The sequence below is a fragment of the Janibacter indicus genome, from assembly GCF_900176385.1.
GTDB classification, from domain to species: Bacteria; Actinomycetota; Actinomycetes; order Actinomycetales; family Dermatophilaceae; genus Janibacter; species Janibacter indicus.
Window position 1 is genome coordinate 138,769 of sequence record NZ_FWXN01000009.1, and the last position, 14,854, is coordinate 153,622.

The window sequence follows — 14,854 nt, forward strand, 5'->3', positions numbered from 1 at the left end:
TCCAGGTCGACCGGGGACGGGTCCGGTCACCTTCTCACGAGGCGGTGATGGCGGCCACCTCGGTCGCGACCTCCCGGGCACGAGCACGAAGGGAGGTCACGTCCGGCCCGGCACGGAGCACGTCGCGGCTGCTGCTGGCGAGCACCTGCGGCAGTGCCCCGGAGAAGACCGAGCGCACGTCGGCGGCGGTCGCGCCCTGGGCGCCCAGTCCCGGGGCGAGGATCGGTCCGGCCATGCCCGGCAGGTCGACACCGAGGTCGCGCACCGCCGAGCCGACGGTCGCGCCGACCACGAGTCCGACGCTGCCGAGCTCTCCGCGCCGGCGGGCCTCGGCGTTGTCCGCGGCTGCGTCGTCGGCGACCGCACCGGCGACGGAGCGCCCGTCGGCGAGTCGGGCGTGCTGGACGCTCGCGCCCTCGGGGTTGGAGGTCAGCGCGAGGACGAAGACGCCGCGGCCGGTCGCGTGTGCCAGGTCGATGGCCGGGCGCAGCGACCCGTAGCCGAGATAGGGGCTCAGGGTGATCGCGTCGGCGGCCGCCGGCGCGTCCTTGCCGAGGAAGGCCTCGCCGTAGGCGTCGACGGTCGTGCCGATGTCGCCGCGCTTGACGTCGAGGACGGTGAGGGTGCCGGCGGCACGCAGCTCGGTCAGGGCCCGCTCGAGGAGCGCCACCCCCTTCGCCCCGAAGACCTCGAAGAAGGCCGACTGCGGCTTGACCGCGGCCACCGACCCGCCGAAGGCCTCGACGCAGGTCATCGTGAAGCGCTCCACCCCGGCGAGGTCGTAGGTCAGGCCCCACGACTCGACGAGCCCGCGGTGCGGGTCGATCCCGGCGCAGAGCGGCCCGTGCTCGGTCATCGCGGCCTGCAGGCGCTCCCCAAATGTTCCCTGGGGTGCGACGGAGGAGCCTCGACGGGTGCTGCTCACGGCATGAACCTCTCGTGGGCGATGCCGACGACATCGGCCAGTCGGTCGAATCCCCGCTCGGCGACGAGCTGCTCGAGCTCACGGCCGACCCGCTCGGGTGCCGTGGGGTCGTTGAAGGCGGCGGTGCCCACCTGGATCGCGCTCGCGCCGGCGGCGACGAGCTCGAGGGCGTCGCGCCCGCTGCGCACTCCCCCGACGCCGACGATGGGCGCGGTCTTGATCCGCCCGGCGCGCATCGCACCGGCGACCTGCCACACCGCGCGCACGGCCATCGGGCGGATCGCCGGGCCGGAGAGCCCTCCGGTCGCGGCGATGAGGTGCGGCCGCAACCGGTCGACGTCGATGGCCACCCCGAGGGTGGTGTTGATCATCGTCAGGCCGTGGGCGCCGGCCTTGAGGACCGTGTCGGCGATCTCGACGATGTCGGTGACGTCGGGGCTGAGCTTCGCGAGCATCGGCAGGCCACGCGGGACCTCCTCGCGCACGAGGGTCATGACCTTGTGGGAGCTCGCCGGGTCGCAGGCGAAGACGAGGCCGCGGTTGGCGACGTTGGGGCACGAGATGTTGACCTCGATGGCGGCCACCGCGCTCGCGTAGCGGCTGCGCACGACGGCGCGGGCGAGGCCCGCGAACTCCGAGGCGGTGTTGCCGGCGATCGAGACGACGACGCGGGCACCGATCGAGTGCAGCCAGGCGAGGTCCTCGTCGACGAAGGCCTGCACCCCCGGACCCTGCAGACCGATCGAGTTGAGCATCCCGGAGGGCGTCTCGGCCATGCGGGGCGTGCCGCGCCCGGAGACCGGCTGGGCCTTGACCGACTTGGTGACGAAGGCACCCAGCTGGGCGACGTCGATGAAGCGGTGCATCTCCCGGCCGTTGGCCGCGCACCCGCTGGCCGTCATCATCGGGTTGGGCAGGCGGACCCCGGCGAGGTCGACGGACATGTCCACGGTCGAAGGGGGTGTCGCTCCGGTGGTCATCGGACCTCCTTGGGGGCGCCGACGGCGTCGGCGGGGACACGGCACAGGCCGTCCTCGAAGGCATCCCAGCGCACGCGGTCACCGCGGAAGACCGGGCCCTCGAGGCAGCTGCGGACCATCTTGGTCGTGCCCTGGGCATCGCTCACCGGCATGACGCAGGTCATGCAGATGCCGACACCGCAGGCCATGGCCTCCTCGACCGCCACCTGGGCGACGATGCCGTGCTCGGCGGCGATCCCGCTCATCGAGCGGAGCATGCCCATGGGGCCGCAGCCGTAGAGCACCCCGGCGCCGGTGCGCGCGATGAGGTCGGGCAGCACGTCGGAGACCCAGCCCTGGGTGCCGGCCGACCCGTCGTCGGTCGTCACGGTGACGCCGTCGGCGACCCGCCGGGCCTCCACGACCCCGAAGAGCCGGTCGGCGGACGCGGCGCCGAGGACGATCTCGACCGGGCAGCCACGCTCGCGCAGCTGCTCGGCGAGCCAGAAGAGCGGCGCCGACCCGTAGCCACCGCCGACGAGGATGCACGGCACCGGCTGGGAGGGCAGCGGGAAGCCCCGGCCCAGCGGGCCGACGACGCTCACGCTCTCCCCCGGCTCGAGGGCGGTGAGCACCTGCGTGCCCGGCCCGTGGGCGGCGACGACGATCTCGGTGGTGCCCCCGTAGGTGCCGGCCGGGCTCACCCGGTGGATCGAGAAGGAGCGCCGCAGCAGCATCGAGCTCGTGCCGTCACCGACGGCCAGGGCGACGAACTGACCCGGTCGCGCCAACTCGGCGAGGCCGGGCGTGACGAGCGTCAGGTGCCGGTAGGCCCCGACGGCGACATTGCCCAGGACCTCGGCGTCGACCTGGACGACGCCCGCACCCTCGCGGGCCGCGACGGTGCGGGCGGTCACCGCCCGACCCCGTAGAGGTCGAGGTCGCGGGCGTGCTCCTGCAGCGGCTTGACCCGCAGCTCGCCGTGCATGCGGGCCTCGATGGCCTGGACCGCGGCATTGAGCTGCTGGACCGTCGTGACGATCGGCTTGTCCATCGCCGTCGTCGCCGCGCGGATCGCATAGCCGTCGGCCCGGGCGTGCTGCCCCGACGGGGTGTTGAAGACGATGTCGACCTCGCCGGCGAGGATCCGGTCGACGACGCTGGCCTCCCCTTCGCCGCGCTCGGAGTGCTTGACGACGACCTCGCACTCGACCGCATTGCGACGCAGCACGTCGGCGGTGCCCTCGGTCGCGAGGATCGTGAAGCCGAGGTCGGCCAGGCGCTTGATCGGGAAGATCATCGCGCGCTTGTCCCGGTTGGCGACGGACACGAAGACATTGCCGCTCGTCGGCAGACCCGAGGCGAGCGACCCGAGCTGGCTCTTGGCGAAGGCGGCGCCGAAGTCGGCGTCGATGCCCATGACCTCACCGGTGGAGCGCATCTCGGGACCGAGGAGGGAGTCGACGACGTCGCCCTCCTTGGTGCGGAAGCGCTTGAAGGGCAGGACGGCCTCCTTGACCGACATCGGCGCGTGCGCCGGCATCGAGCCGCCGTCCGCGTCGCGCGGCAGCATGCCCTCGTCCTTGAGCTCGGCGATGGTGGCGCCGAGCATGACGCGGGCCGCGGCCTTGGCCAGCGGGACACCGGTGGCCTTGGCGACGAAGGGGACGGTCCGCGAGGCCCGCGGGTTGGCCTCGAGGACGTAGAGCACGTCCTGCGCCAGGGCGAACTGGACGTTCATCAGGCCGCGCACCCCGATGCCCTCGGCGAGGGCGAGCGTGGCCTCGCGCACCCGCTGCAGCTCGGAGGTGCCGAGCGTCGCCGGCGGGAGGGTGCAGCTGGAGTCACCGGAGTGGATGCCGGCCTCCTCGATGTGCTCCATGATCCCGCCGAGGTACATCTCGGTGCCGTCGTAGAGCGCGTCGACGTCGATCTCGATCGCGTCGTCGAGGAAGCGGTCGACGAGGATCGGGTGCTCGGGGCTGGCGATGGCCGCCCGGGTGACGTACTCGGAGAGGGTCTGGTCGTCGTAGACGATCTCCATGCCGCGCCCACCGAGGACGTAGGAGGGACGCACGAGGACCGGGTAGCCGATCTCGCGGGCGATCTCGACGGCCTCCTCGGCGCTGAAGGCGGTGCCGTGCTTGGGCGCGTTGAGACCGGCCTCGTGGAGCACCCGCCCGAAGTGGCCGCGGTCCTCGGCAAGGTCGATCGCCTCGGGCGAGGTGCCGACGATCGGCACACCCTCGGCCTTGAGCCGGTCGGCCAGACCGAGCGGCGTCTGACCACCGAGCTGGACGATGACACCCGCGACCGGACCGGCCTGGGTCTCGGCGTGGATGACCTCGAGCGCGTCCTCGAGGGTCAGCGGCTCGAAGTACAGGCGGCTGCTCGTGTCATAGTCGGTCGAGACCGTCTCGGGGTTGCAGTTGACCATGACCGTGTCGTAGCCGGCGTCGCGCAGGGCGAAGCTCGCGTGGACGCAGGAGTAGTCGAACTCGACGCCCTGACCGATCCGGTTGGGACCGGAGCCGAGGATGATGACGGCCGGGCGCTCGCGCGGCTCGACCTCGGTCTCCTCGTCGTAGGAGCTGTAGTGGTAGGGCGTGCGGGCAGCGAACTCCGCGGCGCAGGTGTCGACGGTCTTGAAGACCGGGCGCACCCCGAGGGCGTGCCGCACGCCGCGCACGACGGCCTCGTCCATCCGGCGCAGCCGGGCGATCTGTGCGTCGGAGAAGCCGTGCCGCTTGGCCAGGCGCAGCACCTGCGGGTTGAGCTCGTCGGCGTCGTGGACCTGCTGGGCCACGTCGTTGATCAGCTCCATCTGGTCGAGGTACCAGGGGTCGATCTTCGTGGCCTCGAAGACCTCCTCGACCGACAGCCCGGCGCGCATCGCCTGCTGGACCTGGACGATCCGCCCGTCGGTCGGGGTCTTCGCCGCCTCGAGGAGCTCGCGTCCCTGCTCCAGGGTCGGCTGGTCGCCGTCCCAGTGGAAGGCCGCGCCACTGCGCTCGGCAGAGCGCAGGGCCTTCTGCAGCGCCTCGGTGAAGTTGCGGCCGATGGCCATCGCCTCGCCGACGGACTTCATCGTCGTCGTGAGGGTCGGGTCGGCGGCGGGGAACTTCTCGAAGGCGAAGCGCGGCACCTTGACGACGACGTAGTCGAGGGTCGGCTCGAAGGCCGCCGGGGTCTCCTCGGTGATGTCGTTGGGGACCTCGTCGAGGGTGTAGCCGATGGCCATCTTGGCGGCGATCTTGGCGATCGGGAAGCCGGTGGCCTTGGACGCCAGCGCGGACGAGCGCGAGACGCGGGGGTTCATCTCGATGACGATCATCCGGCCGTCGTCGGGGTTGATCGCGAACTGGATGTTGCAGCCACCGGTCTCGACCCCGACCTCGCGGATGACCGCGATGCCGACGTCGCGCATGCGCTGGTACTCGCGGTCGGTGAGCGTCAGCGCGGGCGCGACGGTGATCGAGTCACCGGTGTGCACGCCGACCGGGTCGAAGTTCTCGATCGAGCAGACGACCACGACGTTGTCCGCCGTGTCGCGCATGACCTCGAGCTCGTACTCCTTCCAACCGAGGATCGACTCCTCGAGGAGCACCTCGGTCGTCGGGCTGTACTGCAGGCCGGCGCCGGCGATGCGGCGCAGGTCGGCCTCGTCGTAGGCGAAGCCGGAGCCCAGGCCGCCCATGGTGAAGGAGGGCCGCACGACGACCGGGTAGCTCAGCTCGTCGGCGGCCGCGAGGCACTCGTCCATCGTGTGGCAGATGACCGACCGGGCCGACTCGGCGCCGCAGCGCTCGACGACGCCCTTGAAGCGCTCGCGGTCCTCGCCGAGCTCGATCGCCTCGACGCTCGCACCGATGAGCGGGCAGCCGTAGCGCTCGAGCACCCCGGCCTCGTGGAGCGAGATCGCGGTGTTGAGGGCGGTCTGACCACCCAGGGTCGCGAGCACGGCGTCGGGGCGCTCGCGCTCGATGATCTTCTCGACGACCTCGGGGGTGATCGGCTCGATGTAGGTCGCGTCGGCGAACTCCGGGTCGGTCATGATCGTCGCCGGGTTGGAGTTGACGAGGATGACCCGGATGCCCTCCTCGCGCAGGACGCGGCACGCCTGGGTGCCGGAGTAGTCGAACTCGCAGGCCTGCCCGATGACGATCGGCCCGGAGCCGATGACGAGGACGCTGGAGATGTCGTCGCGCTTGGGCATCAGGCCTGCGCCTCCTTGGTGCCGGCGCTCGCCAGCAGGTCGGTGAATCGGTCGAAGAGGTAGGCGGCGTCGTGCGGGCCGGCCGCGGCCTCGGGGTGGTACTGGACGGAGAAGCCGAGCAGCCGGCCGTCGTCGGCGTGCAGCTCCAGGCCCTCGACGACGTCGTCGTTGAGGCACACGTGGCTCACGGTGGCCGTGCCGAAGGGGGTCTGCGTCGCCCTGTCGAGCGGCGCGTCGACGGCGAAGCCGTGGTTGTGCGCGGTCACCTCGACCTTGTCGGTCGTGTGGTCGAAGACCGGCTGGTTGATGCCGCGGTGGCCGTACTTGAGCTTGTAGGTGCCGAAGCCCAGCGCCCGGCCGAAGAGCTGGTTGCCGAAGCAGATGCCGAAGTAGGGCAGCCCGTCGCGCAGCGCCTCCTGGAGCAGCGCGACCTGGTCGCCCGCTGTGGCCGGGTCGCCCGGGCCGTTGCTGAAGAAGAGACCATCGGGCGAGACGGCGCGCACGTCGTCGATCGTCGCGGTCGCCGGCAGGACGTGAACCTCGATCCCGCGCTCGGCGAGGCGGGTCGGGGTCATCGTCTTGATGCCCAGGTCGAGGGCCGCGACGGTGAAGCGCTTGTCCCCCTTCGCCGCGACGACGTAGGGCTCGCTCGTGCTCACCTGGGCGGCCAGCGCGGAGCCGGCCATCTCGGGGGCGGCCTGCACCCGCTGGAGCATCGCGGTCTCGTCGGTGACGGCGTCGCCGGAGAAGATGCCCACGCGCATGGCGCCCCGCTCACGCAGGTGCCGGGTGAGGGCCCGGGTGTCGACACCGGCGATGCCGACGACGCCCTGGGCGCGCAGCTCGTCCTCGAGGGTGCGCTGCGAGCGCCAGTTGCTCGGCCGCAGCGCGGGGTCGCGCACGACGTAGCCGGCGACGTGGATCCGCGAGGACTCGTCGTCCTCGTCGTTCCAGCCGGTGTTGCCGACGTGCGGCGCGGTCATGACGACGACCTGACCGCGGTAGCTCGGGTCGGTGAGGGTCTCCTGGTAGCCGGTCATGCCGGTGTTGAAGACGGCCTCGCCGACCGTCTCACCGACGGCACCGTAGGCGGTGCCGGCGAAGGTGCGTCCGTCCTCGAGGACGAGGACGGCCGGTGCGGGGGCGCCGGTGCTGCTGTGCGTGCTCAATTGCGGACCTCTCCGTCGGCGGCCGTGACGCGGCCGCGCAGGATCGTCGTGCGGACACGCCCGGTGAGGGTGTGCCCGGCGAAGGGGGTGTTGCGGGACAGGGAGTGCGACGTGGCCGGGTCGACGGTGATCCGGTCGGTCGGGTCGACGAGGACGAGGTGGGCGGGGGCGCCCGCCTCGATCGCGCGGCCGTGGTCGGTGAGGCCGGCGATGCGTGCCGGGGCGTGCGACATGCGCTCGGCGAGCGTCGCCAGGTCGATCCGCCCCGAGTCCACCATGACGTCGTGGACGACGGCGAAGGCGGTCTCCAGCCCGAGCATGCCGAAGGCCGCGTCGGGGAAGGCGTGCTCCTTGTCGTGGCGGGCGTGCGGGGCGTGGTCGGTCGCGACGGCGTCGATGGTGCCGTCGGCCAGCGCCTCGCGCAGGGCCTCGACGTCCTCGGCCGGGCGCAGCGGCGGGTTGACCTTGTAGACCGGGTCGTAACCGGTGAGCAGGTCGGTCGTCAGGACGAGGTGGTGGGGCGTGACCTCGGCGGTGATCCGGGCCCCCCGGCGCTTGGCCCAGCGCACCGCCTCGACGCCCTCGGCGGTCGAGACGTGCGCGACGTGCACGCGCGACCCGGTGTGCAGCGCGAGCTCGGCGTCGCGGGCGATGATGCTCGACTCGGCGACCGCGGGCCAGCCGGTGAGGCCCAGTCGGCCGCTCAGCTCGCCCTCGTGGCAGCAGGCCGAGGGCCCGGCGAGGGTGGGGTCCTGGCTGTGCTGCGAGATCACCCCGTCGAAGGCGCGCACGTACTCCAGCGCCCGACGCATGACGCGTGCGTCGTGCACGCACCGACCGTCGTCGGAGAAGACACGCACCCGGGCGCGCGAGCGGTGCATCAGCCCGAGCTCGGCGAGCTCGGCACCCTCGAGCCCCTTGGTCACCGCGCCGATCGGCTGCACGTCGCAGTGGCCGGCCGCGACGCCGAGGTCGAGCACCCGCTCGGCGGCCTCCGCGGTGTCGGTCACGGGGCTGGTGTTGGCCATGGCGAGCACGGCGGTGAAGCCGCCCGCGGCGGCGGCCGCGGACCCGGTGCGCACGGTCTCGGCGTCCTCGCGCCCCGGCTCGCGCAGGTGGGTGTGCAGGTCGACGAACCCGGGCAGCAGCACGAGGCCGTCGCCGTCGACGCGCGGGGTCCCGGCGGCCGCATCGGTGGCGGCGTCCGGGCCGACGGCCGCGATGACGCCCTCGCGGACGAGGACGTCGGCGCTCGTGCGGCCGAGCAGCGAGGCGCCGGTGATCAGCAGATCGCTCGGCTCGGTGGCGGGGCGACTCATGCCGCGTCTCCCGTCGTGGTCGGGGCGTCGGTGGGCCCCGACGCCAGCAGGTGGTAGAGGACGCTCATCCGCACGGCGACACCGGCGCTCACCTGGTCGAGGACCAGGCTGCTCGCGGCGTCGGCCGCGTCGGCAGCGATCTCGAGGCCGCGGTTCATCGGGCCGGGGTGGCAGATGACCGCCTCGGGATGGGCTGCGGTCAGTGCGGCGAGCCGGTCGCGGGTCAGGCCGTAGCCGACCGTGTACTCGCGGGCCGTGGGGAAGAACCCACCCGACATCCGCTCGCGCTGGACCCGCAGCATCATCAGGGCGTCGACGCCGGACGCGATGACCTCGTCGAGGTCGTCGGCCAGGGCGAAGCCCTCGGCCCGTGCCCACGCGGCGGCCCCGCTCGGCATGAGGGTCGGCGGGGCCACGACGGTCACCTCGGCGCCCAGGCGCGGCAGCGCCAGGACGTTGGAGCGGAAGACCCGGCTGTGGGTGACGTCTCCGACGATCGCGACCCGCTTGCTCTCGAGGGAGCCGAGCCGGCGCTCGATGGTGTAGGCGTCGAGCAGCGCCTGCGTCGGGTGCTCGTGGGTGCCGTCACCGGCGTTGACCACGCTCGTCGGCGTGCCCGTCTCGTCGAACCAGCGGGCGACCTGGTGCGCTGCCCCGGAGGCCTGGTGGCGCATGACGATGGCGTCGACCCCCATGGCCGCGATGGTGCGCACCGTGTCGCGCAGGGACTCCCCCTTCGACGTGCTCGACCCCTTGCCGGTGATGTTGATCGTGTCGGCGCTCATCCACTTGCCCGCGATCTCGAAGGAGGAGCGGGTGCGGGTGGAGTCCTCGAAGAAGAGGTTGATGACGGTGCGGCCACGCAGGGTGGGCAGCTTCTTGACCTGGCGGTGCTGGACCTCGTGCATCTCGGCCGCGGTGTCCAGGACCGCCCGCAGGGCCGCGTCGTCGAGGTCGGCGACGGAGAGGAGGTGGCGCGTCATCGGGCCTCGCCCCCGGAGATCGACACGGCGTCGTCGACGCCGTCGTGGCCGGTGAGGCGCACGGTGACCCGCTCGGCCTGCGAGGTCGGGAGGTTCTTGCCGACGTGGTCGGCGCGGATCGGCAGCTCGCGGTGACCCCGGTCGACGAGCACCGCCAGACGCACCGCGCGGGGCCGGCCGTAGTCGGCCAGGGCGTCGAGGGCGGCGCGCACGGTCCGGCCGGAGTAGAGCACGTCGTCGACGAGGACGACGACGCGGTCGTCGACCCCTGACGCGGGGAACTGGGTCTGCTGCGGCGAGCGCGTCGGTCGACCGCGCAGGTCGTCGCGGTACATCGTCACGTCGAGGGAGCCGACGGGCACGGTGGCGCCCTCGATCTCGGTGATCAGCGCGCCGAGGCGCTGGGCGAGCTCGACGCCGCGACTGGGGATGCCGAGCAGGACGACGTCCTGGGCCCCCTTGTTGCGCTCGACGATCTCGTGCGCGATGCGGCGCAGGCCGCGCGCGACGTCGGAGGTGCTCATGACCTCACGGGCGGGTGGCTGAGGGGTGACCTCGGGGGGCGTCTCCGGACACATGGGTGTCTCAAGACCTCCTTCTCTGCCTCACGGGACAGTGGTTAAAGGATGTCGATCGGCGTCGACTCTACCCGCGTCCGCCCCCGCGACCGAACCCGTCTCACCAACTCTGCAGTGCCCTACGGCAATGCAGAGTCGAGTGACCCCAACCTGCATTGCCGGAGGGCACTGCAGGGTGACGCAGGCGTTTTGCTTATGCGTTCCATAACTTTCTATTACCTTCCGGTGACCGACACCCCTGCTCTGCTCGACGTGCGCGGCCTGCGCAAGGAGTACGCCTCCGCCCGCGGCCCGGTCGTCGCCCTGGACGACATCACCCTGTCGATCCCCCGCGGCTCCATCCACGGCATCGTCGGCCGCTCCGGCGCCGGCAAGTCGACCTTCATCCGCTGCCTCACCGGGCTCGAGGAGCCGACGGCCGGCACCGTCGACCTCGACGGCACCGACATCCCTGCCCTCCGCGGCGCCGACCTGCGGGCCGTCCGGCGCCGCTTCGGCATGGTCTTCCAGCACGCCAACCTGCTCGACTCCCGCTCGGCCGCCGACAACATCGCCCTCCCCCTGGAGATCGCCGGGTGGTCGGCGCAGGACCGCCGTGCCCGGGTCGCCGAGCTGCTCGACGTCGTCGGCCTCACCGACCGCGCCGACAACCACCCCGGGCAGCTCTCCGGCGGTCAGCAGCAGCGCGTCGGAATTGCCCGTGCCCTGGCCACGCGCCCCGACATCCTGCTGTGCGACGAGCCGACCTCGGCGCTCGACGCCGGCACCACGCGCCAGATCCTCGGCCTGCTGCGCGACCTGCGCGAGCGCCTCGGGATCACCGTCGTCATCATCACCCACGAGCCCTCGGTCGTCCGCGAGGTCTGCGACACCGTGACCCTCCTGGCCGACGGGCGCGTCGTCGAGACCGGCCCGATCGGCGAGGTCGTCACCGCCGCCGCCACCCAGCTGCACCGCGACCTCATCCCCCTGCCCCGCTGCCCCGCTCCCCCTCGAGCACGCCGGCGGCTACGTCGAGGTCTCGCTCGGCGACCCCCGCTCCGGCACGACGAGCGTCGACGCCGTGCTCAGCCTCCTGCGCGAGGGCGGGGTGCCGGCCGAGGTCGCCGCCGCCACCCTCGAGACGATCGCCGGCCGACGCGTCGGTCGGATCCAGCTCGAGGTCGACCCGGGGCACGCTGCCGAGGCCGTCCGGCTCCTCGAGGCCGCCCACCTGTCGCCGGAGGTGGCCGCATGAGCGCCCTGATCGCGATTCCCGCTGACCAGTGGTTCGACAACCCGGTCATCCGGGAGATCGTCCCGACCGCGGTGCTCGAGACCCTGGGCATGACCGCCGTCGCCGGGCTCATCACGGCCCTGCTCGGCATCCCCCTCGGGGTGCTGCTCTTCACCACCTCGCCCGACGGCACCTCCCCCAGCCCGGTGACCCACCGTCTCGTCGGCGCGCTGGTCAACCTCGGCCGCTCCCTGCCCTTCCTCATCCTGATGATCGTGATCATCCCGGTCACCCGGCTGATCGTCGGCACCTCGATCGGTTGGCAGGCCGCGGTCGTGCCCCTCACCGTCGGCGCCATCCCCTTCTACGCCCGACTCGTCGAGACCTCCCTGCGCGAGGTGCCGAGCGGCAAGGTCGAGGCCGTGACGATGATGGGCGCCACGCGGCGCGAAATCACCCGCAAGGTGCTGCTGCCCGAGGCCAGGTCGGGCCTCGTCGCCGGCCTGACGACGACCCTCATCGCCCTCATCGGCTACACGGCGATGGCCGACGCGGTCGGTGGAGGCGGCCTCGGGGCCGTGGCCATGAGCTACGGCTACAACCGCTTCGAGACCGACGTCATGGTCGTGTGCGTCGCGCTGCTCGTCCTCATCGTCACCGCCGTGCAGGTCATCGGTGACCTCGTCGCCCGTCGACTCGACCGCCGCTGACCGAGCCCGGCACCACGCCCGCGTCCCACTCCCTTCGTCCCACCCCGGCCGACCGGCCACCACAGAGAGGAACCCCCATGTCCCCCGCCCGCACCGCCACCCGCGCCGCCGCGGTCCTGTCCGTCTCCGCCCTGGCCCTCACGGGGTGCGGTCTGATGCAGGACGACGCCGAGGGTCCCGCTGCCGACGGTGACGGCGTCACGAAGATCACCGTCGGCGCCTCCCCCACGCCGCACGCCAAGATCCTCGAGTACGTCGACAAGGAGCTCGCCGCCGACGCCGGCCTCGACCTCGAGATCAAGACCTTCGACGACTACGTGCAGCCCAACGTCCAGCTCTCCGAGGGCACGCTCGACGCCAACTACTTCCAGCACCTGCCCTACTACGAGGAGCAGGTCGAGGACCGCGGCTACGACTTCGCCCACTACGACGGCATCCACATCGAGCCCTTCGCGCTCTACGCCGACTCGATCGACGACATCAAGGACCTGCCCAAGGGCGGGACGATCGGGATCAACAACGACCCGTCCAACCAGGGCCGGGCGCTGCAGCTGCTCGCCGACCACGACGTCATCACCCTCAAGGACGGCGTCGACGCGACCAACGCGACGATCCTCGATGTCGAGGACAACCCCAAGGACCTGGAGTTCAAGGAGACCGACGCGGCGCAGCTGGCCCGCTCCCTGCAGGACCTGGACGCGGCCGTCATCAACGGCAACTACGCCATCGAGGCCGACCTGTCGGTCGACGACGCCCTGGTCGTCGAGGAGGGCAAGGACAACCCCTACGCCAACTTCCTCGCCGTCCAGTCCGCCAACGAGGACAACGAGGGCCTGCAGAAGCTCGACGAGCTGCTCCACTCCCCGGAGGTGAAGAAGTACATCGAGCAGACCTGGCCCGACGGCGAGGTCCTGCCCGCCTTCTGAGCCCGCTCAGCCCTGCGGCGCCACGTCGGTGGCCCGCGGGCGCGACCCCGGCCGGTCGTCACGGACACACGTGATGACCGGCCGCAGTCGTGTCACGGCCGCGACGGTGCCCAGGTCGAGCAGCTCCTGGAGGATGACGCGGGTCGGGGTCATCAGGCGCACGCTCCCGTCGCGGCCGGCGGCGAGCAGGTCGGCGACGGCCTCCCAGCGCGAGTCGACCGCCTCGCTCGTGAGGTGCGCCGGCTGGCGCGCGGACGCGTGCGGGACCGGCAGGACGTAGAAGGAGACGTCGAAGCGCTTCGGCGGGCCCTCCGGCGTCACCCAGCGGTCCCACGGCAGCAGCGCCTCGGGCTCGGCGACGAGGCCGGTCTCCTCGACCAGCTCGCGCAGCCCGGTGGCGACGAGGGTGCGGGCGTCGACGGCGCGGTCCCCGTCGACGGGCACGAGTCTCCACCTGTGGACGTGGTCGGCCACGGTCGCGGACGACAGGGCGAGGTCGGCCCCCTTCGCCTCGTCGTCGGGGTCGCACCGTCCGCCGGGGAAGACCACGGCACCGGCGGCGAAGTCCATCGTCTGCTGACGGTGCTGGACGAAGACCTCCGGGCCCCGCGCCCCGTCCCGCAGCGGGATGACGCTGACGGCCGGACGCGGGAGGACGCTCACTCGGTGACCGCGGTGTCCTGCTCGACCTCGGCGACGTCGGAGCCCTCCTCGGTCGCGGACTCGGCCTCGTCGGCGGTGATCTCACCGGCCCGCAGGGCCACCTGCTCGCTGAGGTAGCGCAGGACGACGGCGCCCACGGCGGCCACGGGGACCGCGAGGAAGGCCCCGACGATGCCGAAGACGGTGCCCCCGATGGTGACGGCGAGCAGGATGATCCCGGCGTGCAGCTGCATCGAGCGGCCCTGGAGGAAGGGCTGGAGGACATTGCCCTCGATCTGCTGCACCGCGATGATCAGCGCCAGCACCAGCAGGGCCGTCAACGGCCCCTCGGCGACGAGGGCCACGAGGACCGACAGGAAGCCGACCGCGAAGGCACCGACGATCGGGATGAAGCCACCGAAGAAGGTCAGCACGGCCAGGGCGAAGGCGAGCGGCACCCCGAGCACGACGAGACCGATGCCGATGAGCACGGCGTCGACGGCCGAGACGACCGCCTGGGTGCGGATGAAGCCACCGAGGGTGGCCCACGAGCGGGTGGCGACCTCGGTGAGGTGGGCGGCGGCCCGCGGTCCGCTGACGCGACGGACGAAGGGGAGGAACGCCGGCCCGTCCTTGAGGAAGAAGAAGACGAGCACCAGCACGAGCACGAGCGTGACGACACCCGAACCCACCGCCGAGGCTCCCGCGAGAGCGCCGGTGGCGATCTGACCGCCCCGGTCCTGCAGCCAGGTGCGGGCGGTGCTGACGGCGTCGTTGATCGTCTGGTTGTCGAGGTTGAAGGGCGGCTTGGCCGCCCGCTGCTGCAGCTCCGACAGACCCTTGGCGGCGGAGTCGGCCAGGTCGCCCGACTGGCTGATGAGCGACGGGGTGATCGCCCCCAGCACGCCGAAGAAGACGACGAGGGCACCGAGGATCACGAGCACCGCGGCGAGCGCGTCGGGCAGCCCCTTGGACCGCAGCCACCGCGTCGGCGGCCACAGGACGGTCGCGACGATCAGGGCGAGCAGGACGGGGAAGACCCCGACCCACAGCTTGCCGAGGATCCACCACAGGATGGCGGCGCCGGCGGACACGAGCAGCAGGCGCCACGACCAGCGCGCCAGCCACGTGAAGCCCTCACCGATGACGGTGCCTCGATCGACGGTGGTCGCCGGCACCTGCGCCGGGTCGTGCGCTGTGCTCAATGTCTC

The 14,854-nt window shown here is 72.2% G+C and carries 12 protein-coding genes; 2 read left to right on the top strand and 10 right to left on the bottom strand.

Features of this window, described 5'->3' with window-relative positions:
• Positions 1–34: 34 nt before the first annotated feature.
• From pyrF to pyrR, 8 genes are read right to left on the bottom strand one after another with little or no spacing between them, the layout of a single operon-like run.
• Positions 35–925 carry an orotidine-5'-phosphate decarboxylase gene (pyrF, locus tag B9B60_RS12180; protein WP_185220295.1) on the bottom strand — a complete coding sequence of 297 codons (891 nt, stop codon included), beginning with the start codon at positions 923–925 and terminating at the stop codon, positions 35–37.
• Complete coding sequence (locus B9B60_RS12185; RefSeq protein ID WP_084451762.1) at positions 922–1,905, bottom strand: dihydroorotate dehydrogenase; 984 nt, start codon at positions 1,903–1,905, stop codon at positions 922–924. Before B9B60_RS12185 ends, pyrF begins: the two co-directional genes overlap by 4 nt.
• Positions 1,902–2,801 carry a dihydroorotate dehydrogenase electron transfer subunit gene (locus tag B9B60_RS12190; RefSeq protein ID WP_200811219.1) on the bottom strand — a complete coding sequence of 300 codons (900 nt, stop codon included), beginning with the start codon at positions 2,799–2,801 and terminating at the stop codon, positions 1,902–1,904. The genes B9B60_RS12185 and B9B60_RS12190 overlap by 4 nt, the downstream gene beginning before the upstream one ends.
• Positions 2,798–6,100: a carbamoyl-phosphate synthase large subunit gene (gene carB, locus B9B60_RS12195; protein WP_084451764.1), complete on the bottom strand. Its 3,303-nt coding sequence runs from the start codon at positions 6,098–6,100 to the stop codon at positions 2,798–2,800. Before carB ends, B9B60_RS12190 begins: the two co-directional genes overlap by 4 nt.
• On the bottom strand, positions 6,100–7,269 hold the full coding sequence (gene carA, locus B9B60_RS12200; protein WP_084451766.1) for a glutamine-hydrolyzing carbamoyl-phosphate synthase small subunit: 1,170 nt from the start codon (positions 7,267–7,269) through the stop codon (positions 6,100–6,102). Before carA ends, carB begins: the two co-directional genes overlap by 1 nt.
• The gene (locus tag B9B60_RS12205; protein WP_084451768.1) at positions 7,266–8,588 is read right to left on the bottom strand and encodes a dihydroorotase; all 1,323 of its coding nucleotides are present in this window, start codon (positions 8,586–8,588) and stop codon (positions 7,266–7,268) included. The genes carA and B9B60_RS12205 overlap by 4 nt, the downstream gene beginning before the upstream one ends.
• Positions 8,585–9,571: an aspartate carbamoyltransferase catalytic subunit gene (locus B9B60_RS12210; RefSeq protein ID WP_084451771.1), complete on the bottom strand. Its 987-nt coding sequence runs from the start codon at positions 9,569–9,571 to the stop codon at positions 8,585–8,587. The genes B9B60_RS12205 and B9B60_RS12210 overlap by 4 nt, the downstream gene beginning before the upstream one ends.
• Positions 9,568–10,149 (bottom strand): bifunctional pyr operon transcriptional regulator/uracil phosphoribosyltransferase PyrR, encoded by a 582-nt coding sequence (gene pyrR, locus B9B60_RS12215; protein ID WP_084451773.1) that lies wholly within the window; start codon positions 10,147–10,149, stop codon positions 9,568–9,570. The genes B9B60_RS12210 and pyrR overlap by 4 nt, the downstream gene beginning before the upstream one ends.
• Before the next feature lie 225 nt (positions 10,150–10,374).
• Here pyrR and metI point away from each other — a divergent pair, with 225 nt between their 5' ends.
• A complete protein-coding gene (metI, locus tag B9B60_RS17795; protein ID WP_327078589.1) occupies positions 10,375–12,075 on the top strand; it encodes a methionine ABC transporter permease MetI in 1,701 nt (566 codons plus the stop codon).
• 77 nt (positions 12,076–12,152) lie between these two features.
• Positions 12,153–13,001: a MetQ/NlpA family ABC transporter substrate-binding protein gene (locus tag B9B60_RS12230; protein WP_084451777.1), complete on the top strand. Its 849-nt coding sequence runs from the start codon at positions 12,153–12,155 to the stop codon at positions 12,999–13,001.
• 6 nt (positions 13,002–13,007) lie between these two features.
• Here B9B60_RS12230 and B9B60_RS12235 read toward each other — a convergent pair whose 3' ends face one another.
• Together B9B60_RS12235 and B9B60_RS12240 are read right to left on the bottom strand one after the other, a co-directional pair.
• Entirely contained in the window at positions 13,008–13,664 is a 657-nt protein-coding gene (locus B9B60_RS12235; protein ID WP_084451779.1) for an NUDIX hydrolase, read from the bottom strand.
• The gene (locus B9B60_RS12240; protein WP_200811220.1) at positions 13,661–14,848 is read right to left on the bottom strand and encodes an AI-2E family transporter; all 1,188 of its coding nucleotides are present in this window, start codon (positions 14,846–14,848) and stop codon (positions 13,661–13,663) included. The genes B9B60_RS12235 and B9B60_RS12240 overlap by 4 nt, the downstream gene beginning before the upstream one ends.
• Positions 14,849–14,854 lie beyond the last annotated feature (6 nt).

Bases quoted from the DNA above. Each gene is read 5' to 3' on its own strand.
- B9B60_RS12185 (WP_084451762.1), bottom strand. From the start codon at position 1,905: ATGACCACCGGAGCGACACCCCCTTCGACCGTGGACATGTCCGTCGAC.
- B9B60_RS12210 (WP_084451771.1), bottom strand. From the start codon at position 9,571: ATGACGCGCCACCTCCTCTCCGTCGCCGACCTCGACGACGCGGCCCTG.
- pyrR (WP_084451773.1), bottom strand. From the start codon at position 10,149: ATGTGTCCGGAGACGCCCCCCGAGGTCACCCCTCAGCCACCCGCCCGT.
- carB (WP_084451764.1), bottom strand. From the start codon at position 6,100: ATGCCCAAGCGCGACGACATCTCCAGCGTCCTCGTCATCGGCTCCGGG.
- B9B60_RS12205 (WP_084451768.1), bottom strand. From the start codon at position 8,588: ATGAGTCGCCCCGCCACCGAGCCGAGCGATCTGCTGATCACCGGCGCC.
- B9B60_RS12230 (WP_084451777.1), top strand. From the start codon at position 12,153: ATGTCCCCCGCCCGCACCGCCACCCGCGCCGCCGCGGTCCTGTCCGTC.